This window comes from Roseiarcus sp., assembly GCF_049514155.1.
Taxonomy (GTDB): Bacteria; Pseudomonadota; Alphaproteobacteria; order Rhizobiales; family Beijerinckiaceae; genus Roseiarcus.
In genome coordinates, this window is the sequence record NZ_JBEKVH010000005.1 from 29,542 (window position 1) to 54,624 (window position 25,083).

The window sequence follows — 25,083 nt, forward strand, 5'->3', positions numbered from 1 at the left end:
GCCGAGCGGGACGACGACATCGATCTCGCGCTTTGCCGAATGCCGTCCCGTGCGGCGACGCTGACAATTCCGCGGGCCCGGAAGGCCGGACGCTCGCGGCGGTCGCCTGCGCGGGCCGGACGCGATCATGGTCCGACCGAACACCCGTGTCCAGCAAGTTGATTCGGCGCGTTAAATCGACGCGGCGGCGCGGATCCCGTCGCTCCATTGACGCTTGAGACGTGAAGGCGTGTGGCGAGCGGCCCCCGGGACGCTCGTCGATTTGACAGGCCAAGCCGGCGACGGCATGACCGACGCGGCGGCGATCGCCGAGCGCTTCGCGTCGCCGGAATTTTTGGGGCGACGCAAACAGTGATGCGGCTCGAAACGCGAACTTGCCCGGCTGGCCCGCGCCCCGGCGCGCTGACCCCGAAACTGCGCCCCACGGAGGGGGACCGATGACCGAGGCGCTGTTCCTCAATGGGCCGCGCGACGCTCGCGTTGCGCCGTTCAACTTGCGTGAAGGCAAGCCGGGCGAGGTTCTGATCGAAGTGGCCGCCGTCGGCATCTGCGGCAGCGACCTGCACTACTACAAGGATGGCGGCATCGGCGGCGCGGTCGTTCGCCGGCCGTTCGTGCCGGGCCACGAGTTCGGCGGCTACCTTTGCGACGACGTCGCTGCGCTCGGCCTAACGCGCGGCGCGTTGGTGGCGGTGGACCCCAACATCGCCTGCGGCCACTGCGACTGGTGCCGCGAGGGCTACTCCAACCTGTGCCCGAATGTGGAGTTCTTCGGCGCGCCGCCGTTCGACGGGGCGATGACGTCGCGGATTTGGGTTCCTACCTCGCAGCTCGTCAAGTTGCCGCCGGCGCTGACGCCGCTCGACGCCGTGATGCTGGAGCCGCTGGGCGTGGCCATGCATGCCGTCGATCTCGCCAAGCCGCGGCTGCTGGAAAGTGCGGCGGTGCTCGGCGCCGGCCCGATCGGGCTCCTCATCCTGCAAGTGTTGAGAGTCGCCGGCGCCGGCGAGATCTGCGTGGTCGAGCCGCAGGCGCATCGGCGCGAAATGGCGATGCGGCTCGGCGCCGCCGCTGTCGGCCAATCGTTGGCCGAGGTCCTCGACCGAAGCGACGGCAAGGGCTTCTCCCTGGTCGTCGAGGCGACCAACAATCCGCTCGGTTTCCGCGACGCCGCACGGGCGGCGCGCATCGGCGGCCGCGTCGTCCTGGTCGGCATTCCCGACGGCGACACCTACACGCTGCCGGCGGCCGAAGCGCGCCGCCGCGGCCTGAAAATCAAATTCTCGCGCCGGATGGTCGACGCCTATCCGCGCGCCATCGAACTGGTCGCTTCGGGGCGCGTCGACGTCGCCTCGATCGTCACCCACCGCATCGACTTGGCGGCGGCGCCGGCCTTGTTCCGGGCGCTGGCCGACAGCGAGTCCGGGCTCGGCAAAGTCTTGATCTATCCCAACGGACAGTGATCGCGGCGGCGCGGCCGGCGCGCCGCCAGCTTGGCCGGCGAATTCGCGCCCGGTACATTCGCGATGGACTCAATGGCGCGCGTGCGCCACAGCGGGGCGTGAGGCGGCGATGAAGAGAATTGGCTTCCTTTCGTTCGGCCATTGGACGCCCTCGCCGCATTCGCAGACGCGAACGGCGTCCGATGCGCTGCTGCAGTCGATCGACCTCGCCGTCGCCGCCGAAGAATTGGGCGCAGACGGCGCCTATTTCCGCGTCCATCACTTCGCCCGTCAGCTCGGCTCGCCGTTTCCCCTGCTCGCGGCGGTCGGCGCGAAGACGAGCCGGATCGAGATCGGCACCGCCGTCATCGACATGCGCTACGAAAACCCGCTCTACATGGTCGAGGACGCCGGCGCGGCGGATCTCATCGCCGGCGGCCGCCTGCAGCTCGGCATCAGCCGCGGCTCGCCCGAGCAGGTGATCGATGGCTGGCGCTACTTCGGCTACGACCCGGAGGAGGGCAAGACCGACGCCGACATGGCGCGCCGCAAGGCCGAGATTTTCCTCGACTTTCTGGGCGGCGACGGTTTCGCTGAGCCCAATCCGCGGCCGATGTTCTCCAACCCGCCCGGCCTGTTGCGCCTCGAGCCGCATTCGCAGGGCCTGCGCGACCGCATCTGGTGGGGCGCTGGGTCCGACTCGACCGCGGTCTGGGCGGCGGAGAGGGGCATGAACCTGCAGAGTTCGACGCTGAAGAACGACGAAGGCGGGCTGCCGTTCCATGTCCAGCAGGCCAAGCAGATCCAGGCGTTCCGCGAGGCATGGAAGGCCGCCGGGCATAAGCGCGAGCCGCGGGTTTCGGTCAGCCGCAGCATTTTCGCCCTCGTCGACGACCGCGACCGCGCCTATTTCGGCCGCGGCAATCAAGCCGAGGATTCGATCGGCTATATCGACGAGACGACCCGCGCGATTTTCGGCCGCAGTTACGCCGCCGAACCGGACGCCCTCATCGCGGAGCTGAAGCAGGACGAAGCGATCGCCGAGGCCGACACGCTGCTGTTGACCGTGCCGAACCAGCTCGGCGTCGACTACAACGCCCACGTCATCGAGTCGATTCTGAAGTCTGTCGCCCCCGCCCTCGGTTGGCGCTGAGAACCGGGGCGCGTTCCGGCTGGACGAACCCCGAACCGTGGAGCGATGGGGAAGCGTCACATGCGCCAGCGCTGGGTCCGCTCTGTCACGCAAATGGGATCGCGCTCGGACCCGAGCTGTGACGGCGCCGATCACGAAATCCTTCAAATCGGCCGCAAGCTTCAAAATCTCGCCACATGACGTCGGTATTGGTGGCTGCGAGCGGTTGAATGTCGACTGCGCCGAGAGAAGCCGATCGCCGGAGGGCGTCGCGCCTCTCAAGCCGAGAAGTCAACACCGCCGCGCTTCCGCTAGCGCCAGGACGAGGGCTTACGATGCCGACGCATACGGAGATCTCCAGTCATTTTGCGCAGTCCCGCGGGCGCGGCCCGTTGTTCACGACCGTCGTTGTTTGCTTCGACGACGCGAGCGAGGTCATGCAGGTCCGGGTCGGCATCGCCGATAGTGGCGATAGCGGCCAGAATCGGATCGACGCCATTCGCGCCGCGCGGCGGCTCGCGCTGCGCTTCGCCACTGACGAGGGCGCCGTCTCCGAGCGCCACTGAAGGCGGCCGGGTCGGCCCCAGGGAGCCGCCCTCGCTGACCAGGCAGTCGACCGCCTACGATATCTTGGGTCCGGCGCCGGGTGCGCGCGCATGAGCTCGACGAGTGCGCGATTCATGCGCCAACACGCGCGCTTGGTCGCGACGCGCGAGCCGCCGGACCGTATGCGGCGTTGTCGCTGAAACGCAGACGACGGAGGGAATCAGCCGTTTCGCGCCTGCGTCTGTACGGAGGAAATCCGCTCCAGCGCGAGCAGCAGCGCCAGGGTGACAGCGACGAGGACGATGGTCAGCGCGGCGCCGGAGAAGATGTCGCCGCGATCGGTGAGGCCGAAGATGGCGACCGGCAGCGTCACCCAGCCGGGCGGATAGACCATGACGGTGGCGCCGAGCTCGCCCATCGACAGCGCGAAGCTCAGCCCGAAGGCGGCGAACAGATAAGGCGCGACCAGCGGCAGCGTGACGCGGCGCAGACGGTAGAACGGCGTCGCGCCCAGGCACGACGCGACCTCCTCGAAATCGGGCGACACCCGCGCCAGCCCGGCCGAGACGTTGCCGAACGAGAAAGCCGAGATCAGCACGAAATGGGCGATGAAGACGATCGCCGTCGTGCCGTTGAGCAGCAACGGTTTCTGGCTGAACGCGACCAGCAGGCTGAGCCCGACCGAAACCGAGGGCACGGCGCTCGGCACGAAGAATAGCACGCCGAGCGTTCGCGCCGCGCCGCCGCCCTGCGAGCGCAAGGCGAGCGCCGCCCAGGCGCCGCTGATCAGCGCCAGCAGGCTGGCGACGACGCCGGTGGCGAGGCTGGCGAACACCGCCTCGCCCGAAGCGCCGTCGCCGGCTTGGCGGTAGTGTTCGAAGGTGAAACCGCTCGGCAGCACGCCGTTCCACTGGCCGGCGAAGCTCGCCGCCAGGATGACGGCGAGCGGAGCGAGAAAGACGATTCCGACCAGCAGCGCGGCGAAGCTCCACACCGCCAACTTGCCCGAGCGCGACCAGACGAGCATCTCACGCCCCCAATCGGCGTGCGGCGAGCCGATAGAGTCCGAACAGGCCGAGCGACAGCGCGACATTGACCATCGCGATCACGCAGGCGGCCTGGTAGTCGGATTCCTGGATCGCCTTGTCGTAGATCAGTAGCGGCAGGGTGATGACGCCCTTGGCGCCGATGAACAGCACGATGCCGAATTCGTTGACGGTCAGCAGCAGGCAGAGGCTGCCGCCGGCGATCGCGGCCGGCAGCGCCGCCGGCAGGATGACCTGGCGCACGATCCGCCACGGCCGCGCGCCGAGCAGGCTGGCGGCCTCGATCTGGCCGCGGTCGACCAGCGAAAAGGCGGCGAGCAGAGGCCTGAGCACGAACGGCGAATAGACCGTCACCTCGGCGAGGATCACGCCCCAGGCGGAATAGAGGAAATGAACCGGCGGATCGGCGAGATGGAGCGACTGCATCAGCGCGCCGTTGAGCACGCCGGCCGATCCGTAGAGGAAGGTGAAGGCGAGCGTCGCCAAAAAGGTCGGCAGGGCGATGAACGTGTCGATCAGCCGGGCGACGAAGGTCGCGCCGGGGAACGGGACGAAGGCGATGATCAGCGCCAGCGCCAGGCCGAGGGCGAGGCTGCCGGCGGTCGAAGCGAGCGCGATCTCGGCGGTGTTGACGAGGGCGTTGACGAAGGCGCGCGAGCCGAGCGTCGCCCACGCCGCGGCGAGATTGAGCGCGTCGCCGGAATCGTAGACCGCGGCATGGGCGATCAGCGTCAGCGGATAGAGGAACAGGACGGCGAGCGCGATCAGCGGCGGCGCGATCCACAGCGCGCCGAGATCGACCCTCGCGCCATGCGGCGAGGCCGCGGCGTCAGACATCCGCGTCCTCGGCGATCAGGCTCGCGTCGGCCGGCGCGAAGAACATCTCCAGCCGCTCGCCGCGGGCCGGAATCGTCGGCAGCCGCGTCGCGACGACGCGCAACAGCGCGTCGCCGACCTGAGCGACGAGATGGGTGAGCTCGCCCTGCCAGTGGATCTCGCGCAGCGTGCCGACGAGCCGGTTCGAGTGCGCGCCATCGGGCGCGAGCGTCAGGTTCTGCGGCCGCACGCACAAGAGCCGCGTCGCGCCGACGCGGTCGTCGGCGCCGGGAACGACGAGCCGCTCGTCGCCCGCCCGCACGGCGACGAAGCCGCTGGCGTCGGCGTCGGATTCGACGACGACCGACAGCAGGTTGGCGCGGCCGAGGAATTCCGCCGAGAAGCGATTGGGCGGCCGGCGGTAGAGGTCGCCGGTCCGTCCGACCGCGCTGAGCGCCCCGTCCTTGAGAATGGCGATGCGGTCGGCGAGCGTCAGCGCCTCGCTCTGGTCGTGGGTGACGTAGAGAATGGTGAGGTCGGGCAGCTCGCCGTGCAGCCGCGCGATCTCTTCGACCATCGAGCGGCGGATCTGCGCGTCGAGCGCGGAGAGCGGCTCGTCGAGCAGCAGCACCTTCGGCCGCACCGCCAGCGCGCGGGCGATGGCGACGCGCTGCTGCTGGCCGCCGGAAAGCTCGCGCGGGTAGCGCCGCACGTACGGCGCCATGCCGACGACGTTCAGCGCCTCGGCGACCCGCGCCTCGACCAGCGCCTTCGGCGCCCGGCGCGCGTGCAGGCCGAAGGCGACATTGTCGAACACGCGCATGTGCGGAAACAGCGCGTAGTTCTGCACCACCATCGCCAGGCCGCGCGCGTAGGGCGGCAGGTCGGTGACGTCGGCGCCGCCGATGCGGATGCGGCCGCTCGCCGGCCGCACGAAGCCGGCGACGGCGCGCAACGCCGTCGTCTTGCCCGAGCCGGACGGCCCGATCATCGCCAGAATCTCGCCCGCCGCGACCTCGAGGGTGAGCGGTTTCAGCACGACGGCGCCGCGATAGGCGACGCTCACCCGGTCGAAGGCGACGGTCGAGGCGGCGCCGCGCAGTTCCGCGGCGCCGGAGGCGATCGCCGCTTCGTCGACGAAAGCGGCGAGGCTCATGTCAGCTCCCCGTCGCTTGCTTCCAATGCGCGACGTCGTCGGGCAGGTCCTTGAGCACGGCGGTCCAATCGGGCTGCCACACCGTCACCCCCTGCATCGCTTCGTGCAGCTTGGCGAAGTTGGCGTCGGTCGGCGTCACGTCCTTGCGCACCGGCGCGCCGATGGCGATCGACGACACGGTCGACTGCGCGTCCTTGGCGAGCAGGAACTCGATCAGCTTCTTGCCGTTGTCCGAGTCCGGCGCGCCGGCGACCAGACCGACGTAATAGGGCAGCGGCATCGCCGAGCGCACGCCGTCGGGGCCGGCCGGCCAGAACACCTTGATGTTGGGGTTGTCGGCCATCTGCGACATGTTCATCTGCAGATCGCCGTTGGCGACGTAGATTTCGCCCTTGTTGACCAGCGCGGTCAACTTGCCGGTCGAGGACGAGGGGCCGACGTTGTTGTCCTGCAGCTTCTTGAGATAGTCGAAGGCGGCGTCCTTCGAGCCGAAGGCGTGAATGACCTGCAGCATCACCGCCGTGCCGTCGCCGGCCTGGCCGGGGGTCGAATACTGGATCTTGCCCTTGAACTTCGGATCGAGCAGGTCGGCGAAGGTCTTCGGCGCCGCGTCGAGCTTGGCGGAATCGTAGATGAAGTTCTGGAAGTTGTTGACCAGCGGCTGGTAGGAATCGTCGCCGCCGTCGATCTGGTCGGCGGCGGTCGGCTTGAACGTCTGCAGCAGGCCCTCGGCCTCGGCGCGCTGAATGAACGGCGGCAGGGTGACGAGAACGTCGGCCTGCGGGTTCGACTTCTCCTTGGCGACGCGCTCGACGACGCCGCCCGAGCCGGCCTCGACGTATTGCACTTTGACGCCGGTCGCCTTGGTGAAGGCGTCGAACTGGGTCTCGAACCAGCTGCCCTTGCCGTCGTGCAGGCCATCGGCGGCATAGATGGTGACGACGTCGGAAGCGGCGAAAGCGGGCGCGGCGACGACGACGGCCGCGCCGGCGAGCAGAGCGCTGACTAGCGATTTCATGGATGCACCTTTTTCGGCGCCGGAGTGGAGCCGGGACCGGCCTAGGGGCAGGCTATGAAGCGCTCGTGAAGCTCATGTGACGTTACGGCGACGGTCGCTGCGGCTCAGCGGTCGAGTTCGTCGAAGGCCGCTTCGAGCCGGTCGAACGCCGCATCGAAATCGTCGAAGCCGATCGTCAGCGGCGGGCAGAGCGTGACGACCGCGCCGCCGCCGATCTTGAAGCTCAACCCCTTGGCGAGACAGGCGTACATCAATCGGTCGGCGAATTCGGCCGCGTCGCCGCCGCCGATCACGACGCCGAAATAGGCGCCGAAGCTGCGGACCTCGACGACGCGCGCGCGCTTCGCCTGCAGGGCGACGAGCCGGGCGAGGCCGTGCGCCTCGAGATCGCGCGCGCGGTCGATCAGCCCCTCGTCCTCGATCGCCGCCAGCGTCGCCAGCGCCGCGGCGGAGGCGACCGGGCTCTTCTCGTGAGTGTAATGGCCGAGCGCGGCGTGGGGCGCGCAGTCGAGCGCGCCGGCGGCGAGAATCGCCGCCAGCGGCATGATTCCGCCCCCTAACCCCTTGCCGATCACCAGGATGTCGGGCGTCGCGCCCAGCCGTTCGCAGGCGTACATCGCCCCAGAGCGCGCCAAGCCGCTCGGGATCTCGTCGAAGATCAACAGCGCCCCATGCCGCACGCACGAGTCGTGGACGCGCGGCCAGAAGTCGAGCGGCGGCGCCGCGACCGTCGTCCAACGCAGCGGCTCGGCGATCAGCGCCGCCACGTCGCCTTGGACGTCGAGCGCATAGTCGATGAGGTCGGCGAGGCGGTCGAACGGATGGTCGTCACCGAAGAAGCGGCGCGCGAGGTCGAGCGGCGGCAGGTGTTCGGCGCCGGGCGTCATCGGCCCGAGGCCGCGGCGGAACAGGGCTTCGCCGCCGACGCCGATCGCGTCGAGATTGGCGCCGTGGAACGAATCCCAGAACGACAGCGTCTTGTGCCGGCCGGTGGCGTAGCGCGCAAGCTTCAGCGCCATGCCGACCGCCGCCGATCCGCTCGGCGCGAACAGCGTCTTGTCGAGCCCCGCCGGCGCGGTTTCGATCAGCCGACGGGCGAGCGCAGTCGCAGTCGGGTTGGAATAGCGGCGCGTGCAGAAGGGCAGGGTCTCCATCTCGCGGCGGATCGCCTCGACCACCCTCGGATGGCCGTGGCCGAGCTGATGGACGCTGTTGCCGTGGAAATCGAGAATGCGCTTCCCCTCGACGTCGGTGAGCCACGCGCCCTCGGCGCGGACGATCTCGGTGAGGCAGGGCGTCGACAGCGACTGGCGCAGAAAATAGCGCTCGTCCTCGTCGACCGCCGTGCGCGCCCGCTCGCTCAAAGACGCGCGCCATTCGGCGCGCGCCGCGCTGACGTTCACGTCGCCTTCGCTCAACGGGACTTCGCGCGTCATCTCATGCCGACCACGGCAACGAATAGGTCTTGACGTTGGTGAAGCTCTTCATCGCCTCGACCACGCCTTCCTTGTAGCCGAGGCCGGAATCCTTGACGCCGCCGAATGGCGACATCTCGATGCGATAGCCGGGGACCTCCCAGACGTTGACGGTCCCGACTTCCAGCTCGGCGATGAAACGGCCGACATAGTCGAGGCGGTTGGTGCAGACGCCCGACGACAGCCCGAACGTTGTCGCGTTCGAAATGCGGATCACTTCGGCAATGTCGTCGGGGCAGCGAATGATTGGAATCACTGGCCCAAACGTCTCCTCACGCACCAGCTCGCAATCGAATGGAACCCGGTCGACGACGACCGGCGGGAACAGCGCGCCGCGCCGTTCGCCGCCAAAGAGCCGCTCGGCGCCGTGCGCGACCGCGTCGGCGACGCGCGCTTCGAACAACTTGGCCGAGCGCTCGTTGATCACTGTGCCGACGTCGGTCGACGGGTCCATCGGGTCGCCGCACTTGAGCGCCGCCGCGCGGGGCAGCACTTTCTCGACCAAGCGGTCGGCGACGCTGTCGACGACCAGGATGCGCTTGACCGCGGTGCAGCGCTGGCCGGAATTCTTGGTCGCGCCCATGACCGCGAGCTCGGCCGCCTTGTCGAGGTCGGCGTCCTCCATGACGATCAGCGGGTCGTTGCCGCCGAGCTCCAGCACCAGGCGACGATAGCCGCCGATCTCGGCGATATGTTTGCCGACCTTGACCGAGCCGGTGAAGGTGATGAGGTCGCAATCCGGATCGACGATCATCGCGTCGCCCATCGTCGCCGGATTGCCGGTGACGACCGACAGCATTTCCGGCGGCAGGCCGGCCTCGTAGAGCACGTCGGCGAGCGCCAGCGCCGTCAGCGGCGTCAGTTCGGTCGGCTTGAGGACGATGCGGTTGTTGGTGGCGATCGCCGGCGCGAGCTTGTGGCTCACCATGTTGAGCGGGTGGTTGAACGGCGTGATCGCCGCGACGACGCCGAGGAGCGGCGTGCGAGTGGTGTAGATCTTGCGCATCTTGCCGTTCGGGCTGATGTCGCAGGAATAGATCTCGCCGTCATCCTTGATGACGAGCTGCGCCGCGAACGACCACACATCGTAGGCGCGGCTCGCCTCGTAGAGCGAATCCTTCCAGCACAGGCCCGACTCGGCGGTGATGAGGCGCGCGAACGTCTCCTTGCGGTCGCGCAGCAGCTCCGCCGTCGTCTGCAGGATGCGCTGGCGCTCGAAGCGCGTCAGCCGCGGCTTGAACGCCTTGGCCTTGGCGAAAGCGTCGCGCACGTGCTCGGGCCGCGCGGCCGGGACCGCGCCGACCGCTGCGCCGGTGTAGGGATTGAAGACGTCGATCGTCTCGCCGGTCTCGATCGGCTTGCCCGCGATGCGCATCGCCTCGCGGCGGAAGGGGAGGACGGCGGGAACGTTCATCGAGCGATCCGGTTGAGGGCGACGTCGAAAGCGTCGAAATTGCGCAGCGGCTCGGGCGTCGGGCCGGCGAGGCGGCGGTTGACGATCATCGGCACGCGCTGCTCCCACAGGCCGCCGTGCGAGCGCAGCGGTTCGGCGAGCCCGGAAAGGTCGTGGCGCGCGGCGGTGGTTCCCAGAACCTTGTGGCGGCCGGAGAGAACGACGATGTCGCCGACGCGGTCGGGCGGCAGCTCGAAACGGGCGCAGGCCTCCTCACGCTCCATCGCCGCTTCGACGCCCGGCTCGGCGGCGAGCGCGGCGACGACTTTCGCGCGGTCGACTTCGGGCGGCAGATAGATGGTGGCGAAGGAACCGAGCGCGCCGTGGTGGGCGACGTAAGGGTCGGTGATCGGCAGAATGACGCGCGCCGCGCCGGGAATGAGCAGCGCGTCGACGACGTCCTGGAGGTAGAGCACGTCGGGCGAGCCGTCGGCGAGGTGCTTGTCGTTCATGCCGTGGTCGGCGGTCAGGACGACGACCGCGCCGGCGGCGTCGAGCGCGCCGACATGGCGGTCGACCATCGCGTAGAACGCGTCGGCGGCGGCCGAGCCGGGCGGCGCCTTGTGCTGAACGTAGTCGGTCGTCGACAGATACATGACGTCCGGGTGGAAGGAGGCGAGCAGTTTGACGCCGGCGGCGAAGGCGAATTCCGACAGCGCCGCCGAATAGACGGGCGGCAGCGGCTGACCGACGAAGGCGAGCGCGTGGTCGAGGCCGTTGGCGGCGCGGGTCGCCTGGTCGGCCTTCTCGGCGGAAAAAGCGATTGCCCGCCCTGCGGCGAAATCGAGCCCCTTGGCGAGCAGCGCCTGCAGCTTGTCCTTGGCGGTGACCACGGCGACGCGTGCGCCGGCGTCGGCGAAGCCCTTCATGATCGTGTCGACGCGCAGGAAGCGCGCGTCGTTCATCATCACCTCTTCGCCCGTCGCCGGATCGAGGAAGTAATTGCCGGCGACGCCGTGGACGCTCGGCGGCCGGCCGGTGACGATCGACAGGTTGTTGGGGTTGGTGAAACTCGGGATGACGCTGAGCGCAGTCAGGTTGGCGCCGTCGCGCATCAGTCGGGCGAGATGGGGTGCGAGGCCCTTGTCGATCGCGGTCTCGATATAGCCCGGCTCCGAGCCGTCGAGGCAGATGACGACGCTCGGGGCCGCCGGCCAACGATAGTCGCGGCCGTTGACCGAGACGCGCGGCGGATGTTCCGACATCGCATTTCCTCTCATGCCGCCGGCGCGGGCGCGAGCGCGACGCCCATCTCTTCGAGCGTTTCGCGCACCGCCTCCAGCGCCCCGCGCATATGGCTGGGATAGAGACGCCCGATGCAGCCGATGCGGAACGAGTCGGCGACCGTCAGCTTGCCCGGATAGATGACGTAGCCGCGGTCCTTCAGCGAATCGTAGAAACGCTGAAAGACGAAATTCGGGTGGCTCGGCGTGCGGAAAGTGGCGATGATCGGCGCCTGCAACGCGTCGGGCAGCAGCGTCTCGAAGCCGAGCGAACGCATGCCGCCGATGAGGATGCGCGCGTTCTCCGCGTAGCGCCCGCCGCGGCCGGCGACGCCGCCCTCGGCCCAGAATTCCTGCAGCGCCTGGTGGAAGGCGACGATGACATGGATCGGCGGGGTGAAGCGGTACTGTCCGGTCTTGTCGAGGTTGCGCCACTGGTCGAGCAGGTCGAGCGACAGCGTCGTCGCATTGCCCTCGGTCTCGGCGAGCGCCTCGCGGCGGCAGACGACGAAGCCGAGCCCCGGCACGCCTTCGAAGCACTTGTTGGCGGAGGCCGCGACCGCGTCGAACGGCGTCGCCGGCGCGTCGAGCTCGAGCGCGCCGAAGGCGCTCATCGCGTCGATCAGCAGCCGCCGGCCGCGGCGCGCGCAGAGGGCGGCGATCTTTTCGATCGGATTGAGAATGCCGCTCGTCGTTTCGCAATGGACGGCGAAGACGTGCGTGATCGAAGGCGTCGCCTCGAGCATGCGCTCGACCGCGTCGAGATCGGGCGGCGTGTCCTCGGCCGTCTCGTGGACAAAGGTCTTGCGGCCGGCGACGGAGAGAATGCGCTTGGCGCGCTGGCCATAGGCGCCGTTGATCAAGACCAGCACGGCGCCGTCGCGCGGGACGAAGGTCGTCAGCATCGCCTCGACGGCGAAAGTGCCCGAGCCCTGCATCGGCACGGTCACGTAAGCGCCTTCGCCGTGGATGATCTTCGGCAGGCTGTCGAGGACCTCGGCGTTGAGGGCGATGAAGGTCGCGTCGCGCGAGCCCCAATCGTGGACCATCGCCTGCTTGACGGCCTTCGACGTCGTCAACGGGCCGGGCGTCAGCAGCAGCGGATCGCCGGTTTCGGAGCGCGCCGACGCGCGCGATTGCACTGGGGAAGGCATGACCGGCTCGCGGACCTCGACGCCAAGCTCGACGTCTATAGTTCGCCTGCTAGCCTCGCAATGCGACGGATTTGTTACAGTCGCGCGCGCGCCAGGCGATAGAGGCGCCGCGTTGAGGCCCGGCCGAGGGAATGGACGCTCGGGTTTTCGGCGACCCTCAATGCCGAGTCAGGCCCGAAAGCGATTGCAGCTGGGCCATCTGCTCGGCGAGAGTTTCGTAGAGGACCTTGCCCGCCGCCGACGCGCCGCGCGCTTCGGCGTGGGCCGCGAGTTCCGCGAACCGGACCTCGAGATCGCGTCGCGTCTGCGGATAGCTCGCCATTACGCTGGCGAGCAGCAGAACCGTTTCTTCGAGCGCGACCACGCGCGCGCGCAGGGCCGTCGGGCTATCGAAATCCATCGCCGCCTCGCGGTGTCGGTTGACGCGCGACTGTCGCGCGCCGCCGCCGTCCGCCGCAACTCCGGGTGATTCCCGAGGCCGCGGCGGCCTTGGCAAGCCCGTCGATGGCCCGTGAATCTGCGGCCGGCCGCCGCCGACTTGACAATGGCTATTTTTATACTGTGTCTATAATCATAGTAGATTATATTATATGGAGAAGGCCATGCGAATCGCGATCGTCGGCGGCGGCGCGACCGGAATCCTCGCGGCGGCGCATCTTGCGCGGCGGCTCGACCCGGCCATCGATGAAATCGTGGCGGTCGAACCGGGCGAGACGCTCGGCCGCGGGCTTGCCTACGCCACCGACGATCCCCGGCATCTCCTGAACGTGCGCGTCGCCAATATGAGCGCGTTCGCCGACGAGCCTGACCACCTCACCGCGTGGCTCAACCGGCGCCGCGGCACGGGCGCGACGAGCCCGTTCTCGTTCATCTCGCGCGGCCTTTACGGCGATTACCTCGCCGACCTCGCCGAGCAGACGCTGTCCAACGGCCTCGTTCGGCGCGAACGCGCGTGTTGTCTCGACGTCGAGGAGCGGGTCGATGGCGTGCGGCTCGCCCTCTCGACCGGCGAAACGTTGGCTGCGGACGTCGCGATCCTCGCCACCGGCCACGACGCGAAGCCGACGCTCGGCGGTCTTCCGGCCGAGCAGCCGTGGAGCGCCGGCGCGCTCGAAGGCCTCTCGCCTGACGCGCCGATCCTCATCCTCGGCTCCGGCCTGACCATGGTCGACATGGCGCTGTCGCTCGAACGTCGCGGCCAGCGCGGTCCGATCGTCGTCCTGTCGCGTCGCGGCCTACTGCCGACGGCGCACCGACTGGCGCCGCCGCGCAGCGTGAACGCCAGCGAAATCCCTTTCGGCGCCGAGCTGTCGCACTTGCTCGCGTGGCTGCGCCGCTTCGCCGCCGAAGGCGCCGACTGGCGCTCGGCGGTCGACGCGCTCAGGCCGCACACCCAGCGGCTGTGGAGCGCGATGAGCCTCGAACAGCGCCGCCGCTTCCTGCGCCACGCGCGCGTCTACTGGGACGTCCACCGCCATCGCATGGCGCCCGAGATCGAGGCGGCGTTCGGCGCGCTCGTCGATTCCGGCCAGCTCGAGCTCGTCGCCGGTCGGGTCGTCGCTGCCCGCCGCAGCGGCGAAGAGATCGAGGTCGACATCCTGCGCCGCGGCGCCAGCGCGGCGGAGCCGCGACGCTTCGCGCGGATCATCGACTGCACCGGCCTTTGCGAGCAGCCGCTGAAGAGCGCCAATCCGCTGCTGCGCGCGCTGCTGAAGCGCGGCGCGGCGCGGCCGGATGCGCTCGGCATCGGTTTCGACGTCGCGCCCGAGTTCGGCCTCGTCGGCGCCGAGGGCGCGGTTTCGCGGCGGATCAAGGCGATCGGCCCGCTTGCGCGCGCCGCGTTCTGGGAATGCATCGCCATCCCCGACATCCGGCGGCAATGCGCCGCGCTCGCCGATGCGTTGACGAAGGCGCACACGCCGTCCGCGGCCGGGCGCGGCCTCAAGGCGAATGCGGGCCGCTGAGCCCAGCAGGTCGAGTCCGCTCGCGTCGACAGGCGCCGAAACCCGGATTGGCGCACCGACCGCCCGCGTCCCATCGCCGCATGGCGCCAGATGCGCTATTCCCTAGCGAAGTTGGCCGAGCTTAGAATGCCGGGCGCGGCCGCCCGGCGGGATTGGCGCGCAATCTTCTGAAACAAGGAGGAAGGTCGATGGCCTCAGCGGCCGGCATTCGCGCGTTCTTTTCCGATCGGCGCCCGCGGCGAGAGGGAGGCGCGCTATGAACGGCGATCCGCTGAGCCACGGCTTGTGGGAACAGACCGCTCCTGCGGCGCCGCCGGCGCCGAAGCTGGAGGTCGACATCGACTGCGACATCGCCATCGTCGGCGCTGGCTACACCGGCCTCTCCGCGGCGCTGCATGCGGTTGAGGGCGGCGCGACGGTCGCCGTGCTCGACGGCGCCGAGATTGGCTTCGGCGGCTCCGGGCGCAACGTCGGCCTGGTCAACGCCGGCATGTGGGTGATGCCCGACGAACTGCCCAAGACGCTGGGCGACACATACGGCCAGCGCCTGCTGAGGCTGCTCGGCGACGCGCCGCGGGTCGTGTTCGAACTCGTCGACAAGCACAAAATCGCCTGCGAAATCGAGCCCGTCGGCACGCTGCATTGCGCAGTCAACCGGAGCGGGTTCGCCGAACTGAAGGAGCGCGAGCGGCAATGGCGCGCGCGCGGCGCTCCGGTGCGCCTGCTCGACAAGGCCGAGGCGGCGGCGAAGATCGGCGCGAACGCCTACGCCGGCGCGCTGCTCGACGAGCGCGCCGGGACGATCCAGCCGCTCGCCTATGCGCGCGGTCTCGCCGGCGCAGCGATCGCGGCCGGCGCCCGCGTGTTCTCGTCCAGCCCGGTCCTCGGCTGCCGCGCCGACGGCGACCGCTGGATCCTGCGCACGCCGCAGGGCGCGGCGCGAGCGAAATGGGTCCTCGTCGCCACCAACGCCTACACGGTCGCGCCGTGGGCCGAGCTGCGGGCGGAGCTGACCCATCTGCCCTATTTCAACTTCGCCACCGTCCCGCTCGACGAGGCGACCCGGCGCACGATCCTGCCGGAGCGGCAAGGCTGCTGGGACACCCGCCAGGTGTTGAGCTCGTTCCGCTTCGACCAGGCCGGCCGGTTGGTGTTCGGCAGCGTCGGCGCGCTGCGCGGAACCGGCCTGCCGATCCACCGCGCCTGGGCGCGGCGGTCGCTCGCCAAACTGTTCCCGCGGCTCGCCGGCGTCGAATTCGCGGGCGAATGGTACGGCATGATCGGCATGACGGCCGACCACCTGCCGCGCTTCCACCGCCTCGCGCGCCATGTCGTCTCGTTCAGCGGCTACAACGGCCGCGGCATCGCGCCCGGCACGGTGTTCGGACGCTGCCTGGCCGAATTGGCGCTCGGCGCGGTCGGCGAGGCCGACCTGCCGCTGCCGGTCAGCGAGCCGAAAACGGCGCCCTTGCGCCATGTCGCCGAAGCCTTCTACGAAGTCGGCGCTCAGGCCGCCCATTTCGTCTACGCTCGGGTCTAGGCCCCGCGTCGGCGCCAAACCGTCGAGAACCGCCCATGACCGTTCCCGTTCCCGATTCCAAGCTCGCCGGCGAGACCCGCCGCATCCTCGAGTCGCTCGGCGTCGACGTCCGGCGTCTCAAGGGCGCGGACCTGGTCGTCCGTTCGCCGATCGACGGCCGGCCACTGGCGACGCTCGACGAGGCGACCGTCGGCGACGCGAAAGCGACGATCGGCCGCGCTCACGCGGCGTTCCTCAAATGGCGCAGCGTCCCCGGCCCGCGCCGCGGCGAGCTCGTCCGCCTGCTCGGCCAGGAATTGCGCGCCGCCAAGGCCGAGCTCGGCCGGCTGGTGACGATCGAAGTCGGCAAAGTCGAGTCAGAGGGGCTCGGCGAAGTGCAGGAGATGATCGACATCTGCGACTTCGCCGTCGGCCTGTCGCGCCAGCTCTATGGCCTGACGATCCAGTCCGAGCGCCCCGACCACAAGCTCACCGAGGCGTGGCGGCCGGCCGGCGTCGTCGGCGTCATCTCGGCGTTCAACTTCCCGGTCGCCGTGTGGTCGTGGAACGCGGCGCTGGCGTTTGTCTGCGGCGATTCGGTGGTGTGGAAGCCGTCGGAGAAGTCGCCGCTGTCCGCCTTGGCGGTCGAGGCGCTGTACCGCCGCGCGGCGGCCAAGTTCGGCTCCGACGCGCCCGATGGGCTGCTGACGCTGCTCATCTGCGGGCGCACGGTCGGCGAGGCGCTGGTCGACGACGAGCGCGTGCCGGTCGTCTCGGCGACCGGCTCGACCCGCATGGGCCGGATCGTCGGCGAGCGGCTGGCGCGCCGCTTCGCCCGCGGCATTCTCGAGCTCGGCGGCAACAACGCTTCGATCGTCACGCCGTCGGCCGACCTCGACCTGACGCTGCGCGCCGTCGCCTTCGGCGCGATGGGCACCGCCGGCCAACGCTGCACCTCGATGCGCCGCCTCATCGTCCACGAGAGCGTCTATGACGCCTTGGCGCCCAAGCTGGCGAAGGTCTATCGCGACATTTCGGTCGGCGACCCCACCGCTTCGTCGGCGCTGGTCGGCCCGCTGATCGACGGCGGCGCATTCGCGGCGATGCAGAAGGCGCTCGCCGAGGCCAAGGCCGCGGGCGGGATCGTCCATGGCGGCGAGCGCGTCGATGTCAACGGCGCCGACTCGTTCTACGCCCGCCCCGCTCTGGTCGAGATGCCGGCGCAGGTCGGCCCAGTGATCGAGGAGACCTTCGCGCCGATTCTCTACGTGCTCAAATATCGCGACTTCGACGAGGCGCTGGCGCTGCACAACGGCGTGCCGCAGGGCCTGTCGTCGTCGATTTTCGCCACCGACATCCGTGAGGTCGAGCGCTTCCTGTCCGAGGTCGGCTCCGACTGCGGCATCGCCAACATCAACATGGGCACCTCGGGCGCCGAGATCGGCGGCGCTTTCGGCGGCGAGAAGGAGACCGGCGGCGGCCGCGAGAGCGGCTCCGACGCATGGAAGGCTTACATGCGCCGCCAGACCAGCGCAGTGAACTACGGCCGCAGCCTGCCGTTGGCGCAGGGGGTCAAGTTCGACGTCTGAAGCGCTGGCGGGGCCGGCGCGGCGGCGAGTGAGGCAATCTTAACCGCGGCGGGGCGTAATCCGGGGCGAACGTTCCTTCGCAGACGGTGCGCTGGCCCATGAGTTCCTCTGCCGTCGGCCCGGCCCCGACACGGACCGCCGCGCCGCCGCACGCCCCCTGGCGCGGCCTTTCGTCGTCGTCGCGGCGATCGTCGTCTGGACCCTTCTGGTCAATCTGCCGACCTTCGCCCGTCAGGACGCCGACGACGCCTTCTTCCTCGAGGTCGCCCGACTTTGGACGGAGGGCCTACCGCCCTATGTCGCGGCTTACGACGTCAAGGGACCCGCCGGTTTCGCCTTTCTCGCCGCGGCCGTGGCGCTGCTCGGCCCGACGCTTTCGACGTTGAAGATCGTCGCCGTCGTCGCCTCGAGCGTCGCGGGGGCGGCTCTCTACCGAATCGCGGCGACGCGCGACCGCGTCGCGGCGATCGCCTGCGTCGCGCTCTATCCGATCTTCATGGTCGTATGCGGCGACGTCGTCTACCAGATGATCAACGCGACGCTGCTCGTCGCTTTCGCGCTGGCGTTCGGCGGGCCGCTCGGGCGCCGCCGCGCCGCGGCGGCGGGCCTGGCGATCGGCCTCGCCTGCGCGATCAAGCAGACCTGCGTCATCGATGCGCTGGCGGTCGCCTACGTGCTGTGGGCGAGGGCGGGGGCGAAAGGCGACCGGTTGGGCGTCCTCGCCGCGTTCGCCGCCGCGACGCCGATCGTCCCGGCGGGCTTCTTTCTCTACTACGTCTGGCTCGGGGCCGCGGACGCCTTCATCGCCGACGTCGTCGTCGCCGCCTGGCGGCGCGGCGCCGATGTCGCGCTCGGGGCCGCGTTGTCTTCGTGGGCCGACTGCCTCTTCCCGGCGTCGGTCGTGCTGATCGTCGCCGCGGCGGCGTTGACGCGGCCGGCCAGGCCCGGGGGACGCTTGGCGCTCCGCGCGACCGCCGTCTGGCTGGGAATCGAGGCCGCGGGGCTGGCGGCGCAGCGCGCCGGTTGCGGCACCTATGTCACGCCGCTCATCGCGCCGGCGCTGCTCATCGCGACCCAGGCGGTGAGCGCGCGCTTCGAGGCCGAGGGGTCGGGGCGCCGCGCCGCGGCCCTGGCCGTGTTCGGCGCAGTCGCCGTCTGGGCGGCGATGGCCGGCCGCGGCCTGGCGATGCTCGAGAAACTGCCGCGGGTCGATGACCTGTCGCTCCGCCAGATCAGAACCGCCGTCGCGGCGACAGGCCCGCGGCGCGACGACCGGCTGCTGGTCGTCAACGGCGCCGCCTTCGCCAATATCGTCACCGACTTGCGACCGCCGACTCCGATCTTCCACTGGGCGCACATCCTCTGCGATTTCCCCGGGGCCGGTCTTCCCGCGCTCGTCGCCGATCTCGGCGCCAGGCCGCGCTACGTGGTGTTCGACGACCCCGATCGGCGCCCGGTCTGCGAATCCGCCGCCTACGCCGACGCGATCCGCGTCGCGCTGGCGAGCGACTATTCCTTGGCCGCGCAGGGTCGAACCGAGCTTTCGAGCTGGGAGCTGTTCGAACGGACGCCATGAACGGCGCCGATCGCCGTCACGCGAACTTGCATTGACGCCGCGCCGCGCCGTCGCTCTGCTCGCGGACGGGGGGCGCGAGCGGGAGCGTCCGATGCGGTTTGGTCGAGCGGGTCCGGGTCTTGGTCTGGCGATCCTCGCGCTGCTCTTCGCCGCGGCGTCGCCGGCGCGCGGCGACGAGACCGTCGACGCGGCGATCGTGCTCGCGGCCGACGTCTCCCGCAGCATCGACGACGAGGAATTCGACTTGCAGCGCCGCGGCTATGCGGCGGCGATCGTCAGCGACAAGGTGATCGAGGCCATCCGTTCGGGCCCGCACGGCGCGATCGCGCTCGCCTATGTCGAATGGGCGGGCGAGGGCGAGCAGGCGATCGTCGTCGACTGGACGGTGCTGCGCAATTCGACCGACGCGGCGAAATTCGCCGCCGCGCTGACCGCTTCGCCGCGCTCCTTTCTCGGCCGCACGGCGATCGGCTCGGCGCTCGATTTCGCCATGGGGCTTTTCGCCGAAGGCGGGATCGAGGCCGACCGCAAGGTGATCGACGTGTCGGGCGACGGCACCAGCAATCAAGGGCGCGGCGTTACCGAAGCGCGCGACGCCGCACTCCAGGCCGGCGCGGTGATCAACGGCCTCGCCATCTTCAACCGCCGCGCGGCGGCGCAGGGCGGCTATCTCGCTTTGCACACCAACCCGCCCGGCGGGCTGGCGAAGTACTACCACGACAACGTCATCGGCGGCCCCGGCGCCTTCGTCGTGCCGATCGACGACTTCGGCAATTTCGGCGACGCGATGATCCGCAAGCTGACCGCCGAGATCGCGTCGCGCGACTGACGAACGATGCCCCGCTCCCCGTCTACGGGGAGAAGGGACTCTTAATGGGCCCGTTAGAACGGCTCCACCCACGGCCTGAGCTCGAATTCCCAGGTCCAGGCGCTGCGCGGCTGGCGCAGGGCGTGCAGGTAGGTCTCGGCGATCGCCTCGGGATCGAGCAGCGAATCCGGCCGGTCGGGGTCCTCGATGCGGCTGGGGCCGAGGATGGCGCCGTCGATGACGAAATGGGCGACGTGGACGCCGTGCGGCGCCAGCTCGCGCGCCAGGCTCTGAGCGAGCCCGCGCAGCGCGAACTTGCCCATCGCGAACGGCGACGACTTTGCGTAGCCTTTGACGCTCGCCGAAGCGCCGGTGAAGAAGATCGCGCCGTCGCCCCTCTTGATCATGCGCCGCGCCGCCTCCTGCGCCACCAGGAACGCGCCATAGGCGTTGACGATCAGCGCCTCGCGCGCCGCTTCCGCGTCGATCTCGACGAGCGCGCCGCGCACGCGAAGCCCCGCATTGTAGACGACGAGGTCGGGAACGCCGATGCGGGATTCCGTCTCGGCGAACAGCTTCCGCACCGCTGTGGGGTCGGCGGCGTCGCAGGCGTAGGTCGTCGCGCCGGTCTGCTCGGCGACGTCGGCGATCTTGTCGACGTTGCGCGCGGCGAGCGCGACCAGCATCCCTTCGCGCGCCAGACGGCGGGCGAGCGCGGCGCTGAGGCCGTGTCCGGCCCCGACGATGAGCGCGGCGCGATGGAAGGGCGTCGTCATGGCTTTCCTCCCCGCGACGGGGCGAATCCGCCTCCAATCCAATCGCAAAATATTCCTGAGATTCTTCGTGGGCAAGCGCGGGGGCCGTCGTTATTGTCGCAATCGGCGCGCCGCTCGATGGGGGCGCGCGGCGGCGGACGAGGGCGGGAAAGACGATGGCGGCGTGGGGTCCTTATCTTTGGGAATGGGGGTCGATCCTGCTGCGCTGGCTGCACGTGACCGCGGCCATCGCCTGGATCGGCGCCTCGTTCTTCTTCATGCATCTCGACGCCGGCCTACGCAGAATGCCGGGCATGAAGACCGGCGTCGCCGGCGTCTCGTGGCAGGTGCACGCCGGCGGCTTCTACGAGATGAGCAAATATACGCTCGCCCCGGCGGAGCTGCCCGATCACCTCGTCTGGCACAAGTGGCAGTCCTACTGGACCTGGATTTCCGGCTTCAGCCTGCTGTGCTGGGTCTATTACGGCCGATCGAGCGTCTTCCTGATCGATCCGACGGTAATGCCGCTCAGCCCGATCCAGGCGGCGGCGATCGGCGTCGGTTCGCTCGCGCTCGGCTGGATCGTCTACGACCTGCTGTGCAAGTCGCCGCTCGGCAAGCACGACGCGCTGCTGGCGCTGGTCGGCTTCGGCTATGTGGTGCTGACCAGCTTCGCCTACACGCTCGTCTTCTCCGGGCGCGGCGCGCTGATCCACACCGGCGCGCTGATGGCGACGATGATGACCGCCAATGTCTTTCTGGTCATCATGCCCAACCAGCGCAAGTCGGTGGCGGCGCTGATCGCCGGGCGCGAGCCCGAGCCGCAATGGGCGAAGAGCTCCAAGCAGCGTTCGACCCACAACAATTACATCACGCTGCCCGTCCTGTTCATGATGCTGTCCAACCACTATCCGGTGACTTTCGCCAATCGCGCCGCGATCCCGGCGATCGTCACCTGCGTCGTCGTCGCCGGCGCGCTGGTGCGCTACTTCTACAACCGCTGGCACGCCGACGAGGACGCCGGCAAGGCGCCGTGGTGGGCGTGGCTGGCGGCGGCCGTGGCGATCTGGGCGGCGTTCTGGGTCGCGATGGCGTCCTCGCCCGGCATGCGGCCTGAACTCGGCCTCGCGCCGACGCCCCAGCCGACGCTCGCCGCAGGCCTCGATCTGCCGCGCGCGCCGCAGGACGTCGTCGACGTGGTCGAGACCCGCTGCGTCATGTGCCACGCGCCCGAGCCGGTCTGGGACGGGATCGGCATTGCGCCGAAGGGCGTCATGCTCGATACGCCGGAGCGGATCGCCGCTTTGGCGCCGTCGATCCGCATGCAGGCGGTGCTGACCCACGCCATGCCGCCCAACAACCTGACCGAGATGACCGAGGCCGAGCGCCGCGTGCTTGGCCGTTGGCTCGCCGGCGCGTCGCTCGCCGGCAATTGAGGGACAAGCGCGCGATGGCGCTAACGACGGAAAGCCAGGCGCGGCGGCTGATGGCGCGGCTCGACGCGCTCGCCGCCTTCACCGACGACCCGCCCAGACTGACGAGGCTCTGCCTGTCGCAATCGCACCGGCGCGCCGCCGAGCAGTTCATCGCCTGGGCGAAAGAGAGCGGCATTGCGGCGCGCATCGATCCGGTCGGCAACGTCCGCGCGCGCTACGAAGGCCGGCGGCCGGGCGCCCCGGCGCTGATGATCGGCTCGCATATCGACACCGTGCGCGACGCCGGCCGCTACGACGGCGCGCTCGGCGCGCTCGCCGCGCTCAGCCTCGCCGAGGGCCTCGCGGCGCAAGGGCGACGGCTCGACGTCGCGCTCGAGATCGTCGCTTTCGGCGACGAGGAGGGCGTGCGCTTCCCCTACACTTTGACCGGCTCGCGCGGCCTCGCCGGGGTCAACGAGCCGGAAGCCTTGGCGCAGAAGGACGCCGGCGGCGTCACGATGCGCGACGCGCTGAAGGCGTTCGGCGGCGACCCCGATCATCTCGGCGCGGCGCGCGCCGACGGCGTGGCGGCGTTCGTCGAACTGCATATCGAGCAGGGGCCGGTGCTGGAGGCCGAGGGCCGGCCGCTCGGGATCGTCAGCGCGATCAACGGCGCGACGCGGCTCAGCGCCGTCGTGACGGGGAGCGCCGGTCACGCCGGCGCCTCGCCGATGGACCTCAGGCGCGACGCGCTCGCCGCCGCCGCCGAGATGGTGCTGGCGATCGAAGCGCGCGCGCGCGCCGAGGACGAACTGGTCGCCACCGTCGGCCGGCTCGACGTCGAACCCGGCGCCGTCAACGTCATCCCGGGTCGGGCGCGCTTCACGATCGATATCCGCGCGCCGCTCGACGAGCCCCGCCGCCGCGCCGTCGCCGACATCGCCGCGGCGATGCAGGCGATCGCCCGGCGTCGCGGCGTCAGGCTCGACGAACTGACGCCGACCCACGAGGCGGCCGGCTACGTCTGCCACCCGGCGATCGTCGCCGGGCTCGCGGCGGCGGTCGTCGCGGTCGGCGCCGATCCGCGCCTGCTGCCGTCGGGCGCCGGCCACGACACGATGGTGATGGGCCAGCGCTGGCCGGCCGGCATGCTGTTCGTCCGCTGCAAGGGCGGCGTCAGCCACAACCCCGCCGAGTCGATCAGCGCGGACGATTGCGCCATCGCCCTCGCCGCGCTGACCCGCTTCGCCGAGGATTTCCGAGCGGCGTGATTGACGGCGTCAAGGCTGACGTCAAGTTTCGTCAAGTTTTGTCAAGCGATGTCAAGTCCGGGGCTTGACGCCGCGGCGGAATTCTCAATGCGATCAAGATGTTGCGGCGCGTCAAGGGCGCGGTCGGCTTCGCGCGGGCCGGCGGCGGAAGGCGAGAGAGCGGAAGCGGTCATTGGGCGAGCCGAGGTGGGATTCCATCGAAAAAGAAGGATAGCACGCATTCTGAATATCAGAAAGGCCTTTTGCCCAAGCGAGCGTCACTCCGCCAGCCCCGGCCAGGCGAGGTCGGCGGGCGCGATGACGCGCGGCGCGGCGGGCCAGACGACGCCGATCGCCGGGTCGTCGTAGCGCAAGCCGCGCGCCTGACCGGGGACGTGCATGCGGTCGATCTGGTAGAGCACGTCAGTCGAATCTTCGAGCGTCAGGAAGCCGTGGGCGCAGCCGGCCGGGATCAGCAGCGCTTCGCCGTTTTCGGCGCTGAGCGTCGCGGCGATCCAGCCCTTGTAGGTCGGGCTGTCGCGGCGGAGATCGACGACGACGTCGAAGGCGGCGCCGCGCACGACCCGCACCAGCTTCGCCTCGTCGTACGGCGGCGCCTGGAAATGCAGGCCGCGCAGGGTGAAGGCCGCGTCGTTGCGCGACAGGCTGGTCTGCTGCGGCGCGAACGGCAAGCCGGCGGCGGCGAATTCCTCCGGGCAATGCAGGCGGGCGAAGAAGCCGCGCGCATCGACGAAGCGATCGAGCGACACGCGCGCGACGCCCGGCAATGCGGTCGGCGCGAATTTCATGGCGCGATCACCTCGAAGCGCGGCAGCGCGACGACCCAGCGACCGCCCCAGTCGGCGATCGTCTTGGTCTGGGCGCGGATCTCCTCGAAGAGGTTCCACGGCAGCACGAGGAGATAATCCGGCCGCGCGTCGGCGAGCCGCTCCGGCGCGAGGATGGGGATGTGGCTGCCGGGCAGCAGCAGGCCTTGCTTGGCCGGGCTGCGGTCGAAGACGCAGACGATGTCGTCGGCGCCGATTCCGCAGACGTTGAGGAACGTGTTGCCCTTGGCCGCCGCGCCGTAGGCGGCGACGCGCTTGCCCTCGGCGCGCGCGGCGGCGAGGAAAGCGAGGAAGTCGCGTTTGACCGCCTCGACCCGCGGCGCGAAGCCGCGATAGGCGTCGAGCCGGTCAAGGCCGGCCGCGCGCTCCTTGGCGCGCAGGGCGACGAGCCGGTCGGTCTGGCGATGGGCGGCGCCGGCGCGGCAGGCGAAGAGGCGCAGCGAACCGCCGTGGGTCGAGAGCGGCTCGACATCGAACGCGCGCAAGCCGGCCAAAGCGAACACCGTCTCGACCGCCGTCAGCGACAGATAGGAAAAATGCTCGTGGTAGATGGTGTCGAACTGGACGTCGTGGATCAGATTGAGCAGGTGGGGAAACTCGAAGGTCGCGACGCCTTCGGCGGCGAGCAGGATCGGGAAGCCGGCGACGAAATCGCGGATGTCGGGCACATGGGCGAGCACGTTGTTGGCGGCGATCAGGTCGGCGCTGACGCCGCGCGTCGAGAGCCACGCCGCGGTCGTGCGGCCGAAAAAGGCGACTTCGGTCGGGACGCCGCTGGCGACCGCCGCCGCCGCGACATTGGCCGCCGGCTCGACCCCGAGCGCCGGCACGCCGGCGGCGAGGAAATGGCGCAGCAGGTAGCCGTCGTTGGAGGCGATCTCGACCACCATCGAGCGCG

The 25,083-nt window shown here is 69.9% G+C and carries 22 protein-coding genes; 10 read left to right on the forward strand and 12 right to left on the reverse strand.

Annotated elements, in window-relative coordinates; translation table 11 throughout:
- Positions 1-437 precede the first annotated feature (437 nt).
- The 3 genes from ABSF49_RS01430 (at position 438) to ABSF49_RS01440 (ending at position 3,140) form a co-directional block, all read left to right on the forward strand.
- Entirely contained in the window at positions 438-1,463 is a 1,026-nt protein-coding gene (locus ABSF49_RS01430; protein ID WP_424110847.1) for a zinc-dependent alcohol dehydrogenase, read from the forward strand.
- Between the two features lie 109 nt (positions 1,464-1,572).
- The gene (locus tag ABSF49_RS01435; protein ID WP_424110848.1) at positions 1,573-2,595 is read left to right on the forward strand and encodes an LLM class flavin-dependent oxidoreductase; all 1,023 of its coding nucleotides are present in this window, start codon (positions 1,573-1,575) and stop codon (positions 2,593-2,595) included.
- A gap of 314 nt (positions 2,596-2,909) precedes the next feature.
- Positions 2,910-3,140, forward strand: a complete 231-nt coding sequence (locus ABSF49_RS01440; protein ID WP_424110849.1) for a hypothetical protein — start codon at positions 2,910-2,912, stop codon at positions 3,138-3,140.
- A 200-nt stretch (positions 3,141-3,340) separates the two neighbouring features.
- On the opposite strand, the gene ABSF49_RS01445 is transcribed toward ABSF49_RS01440, so the two are convergent.
- The 9 genes from ABSF49_RS01445 to ABSF49_RS01485 all read right to left on the reverse strand — a co-directional run bounded on the left by ABSF49_RS01445 (position 3,341) and on the right by ABSF49_RS01485 (position 12,861).
- Complete coding sequence (locus ABSF49_RS01445) at positions 3,341-4,147, reverse strand: ABC transporter permease subunit (protein WP_424110850.1); 807 nt, start codon at positions 4,145-4,147, stop codon at positions 3,341-3,343.
- A 1-nt stretch (position 4,148) separates the two neighbouring features.
- The gene (locus ABSF49_RS01450; protein ID WP_424110851.1) at positions 4,149-5,003 is read right to left on the reverse strand and encodes a 2-aminoethylphosphonate ABC transporter permease subunit; all 855 of its coding nucleotides are present in this window, start codon (positions 5,001-5,003) and stop codon (positions 4,149-4,151) included.
- A complete protein-coding gene (locus ABSF49_RS01455; RefSeq protein WP_424110852.1) occupies positions 4,996-6,138 on the reverse strand; it encodes an ABC transporter ATP-binding protein in 1,143 nt (380 codons plus the stop codon). Before ABSF49_RS01455 ends, ABSF49_RS01450 begins: the two co-directional genes overlap by 8 nt.
- A 1-nt stretch (position 6,139) precedes the next feature.
- Entirely contained in the window at positions 6,140-7,156 is a 1,017-nt protein-coding gene (locus ABSF49_RS01460) for a 2-aminoethylphosphonate ABC transporter substrate-binding protein (RefSeq protein ID WP_424110853.1), read from the reverse strand.
- 104 nt (positions 7,157-7,260) lie between these two features.
- Positions 7,261-8,574, reverse strand: coding sequence for a (R)-1-hydroxy-2-aminoethylphosphonate ammonia-lyase (gene pbfA / locus ABSF49_RS01465; RefSeq protein WP_424110854.1), 1,314 nt, complete (start codon positions 8,572-8,574; stop codon positions 7,261-7,263).
- A gap of 19 nt (positions 8,575-8,593) precedes the next feature.
- Positions 8,594-10,045 (reverse strand): phosphonoacetaldehyde dehydrogenase, encoded by a 1,452-nt coding sequence (phnY, locus tag ABSF49_RS01470; RefSeq protein ID WP_424110855.1) that lies wholly within the window; start codon positions 10,043-10,045, stop codon positions 8,594-8,596.
- Entirely contained in the window at positions 10,042-11,289 is a 1,248-nt protein-coding gene (gene phnA / locus ABSF49_RS01475) for a phosphonoacetate hydrolase (protein WP_424110856.1), read from the reverse strand. Before phnA ends, phnY begins: the two co-directional genes overlap by 4 nt.
- An 11-nt stretch (positions 11,290-11,300) precedes the next feature.
- A complete protein-coding gene (locus ABSF49_RS01480) occupies positions 11,301-12,461 on the reverse strand; it encodes a 2-aminoethylphosphonate--pyruvate transaminase (protein WP_424110857.1) in 1,161 nt (386 codons plus the stop codon).
- Positions 12,462-12,618: 157 nt separating this feature from the next.
- Positions 12,619-12,861 (reverse strand): hypothetical protein, encoded by a 243-nt coding sequence (locus ABSF49_RS01485; RefSeq protein ID WP_424110858.1) that lies wholly within the window; start codon positions 12,859-12,861, stop codon positions 12,619-12,621.
- Between the two features lie 202 nt (positions 12,862-13,063).
- Between ABSF49_RS01485 and ABSF49_RS01490 the strand changes: the two genes are divergently transcribed.
- From ABSF49_RS01490 to ABSF49_RS01510, 5 genes are all read left to right on the forward strand, one after another.
- A complete protein-coding gene (locus ABSF49_RS01490) occupies positions 13,064-14,425 on the forward strand; it encodes an FAD/NAD(P)-binding protein (RefSeq protein WP_424110859.1) in 1,362 nt (453 codons plus the stop codon).
- A gap of 256 nt (positions 14,426-14,681) precedes the next feature.
- Complete coding sequence (locus tag ABSF49_RS01495) at positions 14,682-15,965, forward strand: NAD(P)/FAD-dependent oxidoreductase (RefSeq protein ID WP_424110860.1); 1,284 nt, start codon at positions 14,682-14,684, stop codon at positions 15,963-15,965.
- 35 nt (positions 15,966-16,000) lie between these two features.
- Entirely contained in the window at positions 16,001-17,533 is a 1,533-nt protein-coding gene (gene amaB, locus ABSF49_RS01500) for an L-piperidine-6-carboxylate dehydrogenase (protein WP_424110861.1), read from the forward strand.
- Positions 17,534-17,885: 352 nt separating this feature from the next.
- Positions 17,886-19,109, forward strand: a complete 1,224-nt coding sequence (locus tag ABSF49_RS01505) for a hypothetical protein (RefSeq protein ID WP_424110862.1) — start codon at positions 17,886-17,888, stop codon at positions 19,107-19,109.
- Between the two features lie 91 nt (positions 19,110-19,200).
- Positions 19,201-19,938 carry a DUF1194 domain-containing protein gene (locus tag ABSF49_RS01510; protein WP_424110863.1) on the forward strand — a complete coding sequence of 246 codons (738 nt, stop codon included), beginning with the start codon at positions 19,201-19,203 and terminating at the stop codon, positions 19,936-19,938.
- Positions 19,939-19,991: 53 nt separating this feature from the next.
- Here the strand turns inward: ABSF49_RS01510 and ABSF49_RS01515 are convergent, their stop codons facing one another.
- Positions 19,992-20,693, reverse strand: coding sequence for an SDR family NAD(P)-dependent oxidoreductase (locus tag ABSF49_RS01515; protein WP_424110864.1), 702 nt, complete (start codon positions 20,691-20,693; stop codon positions 19,992-19,994).
- 155 nt (positions 20,694-20,848) lie between these two features.
- Between ABSF49_RS01515 and ABSF49_RS01520 the strand changes: the two genes are divergently transcribed.
- Both ABSF49_RS01520 and ABSF49_RS01525 read left to right on the forward strand, forming a co-directional pair.
- Positions 20,849-22,108, forward strand: a complete 1,260-nt coding sequence (locus ABSF49_RS01520) for a urate hydroxylase PuuD (RefSeq protein ID WP_424110865.1) — start codon at positions 20,849-20,851, stop codon at positions 22,106-22,108.
- Positions 22,109-22,122: 14 nt separating this feature from the next.
- The gene (locus ABSF49_RS01525) at positions 22,123-23,358 is read left to right on the forward strand and encodes an allantoate amidohydrolase (protein WP_424110866.1); all 1,236 of its coding nucleotides are present in this window, start codon (positions 22,123-22,125) and stop codon (positions 23,356-23,358) included.
- Positions 23,359-23,615: 257 nt separating this feature from the next.
- Here the strand turns inward: ABSF49_RS01525 and ABSF49_RS01530 are convergent, their stop codons facing one another.
- Positions 23,616-24,146 (reverse strand): dTDP-4-dehydrorhamnose 3,5-epimerase family protein, encoded by a 531-nt coding sequence (locus tag ABSF49_RS01530; RefSeq protein ID WP_424110867.1) that lies wholly within the window; start codon positions 24,144-24,146, stop codon positions 23,616-23,618.
- Positions 24,143-25,083: class I SAM-dependent methyltransferase (locus tag ABSF49_RS01535; protein WP_424110868.1), on the reverse strand; the 941-nt coding region annotated here is incomplete at its 5' end. The genes ABSF49_RS01535 and ABSF49_RS01530, both read right to left, overlap by 4 nt.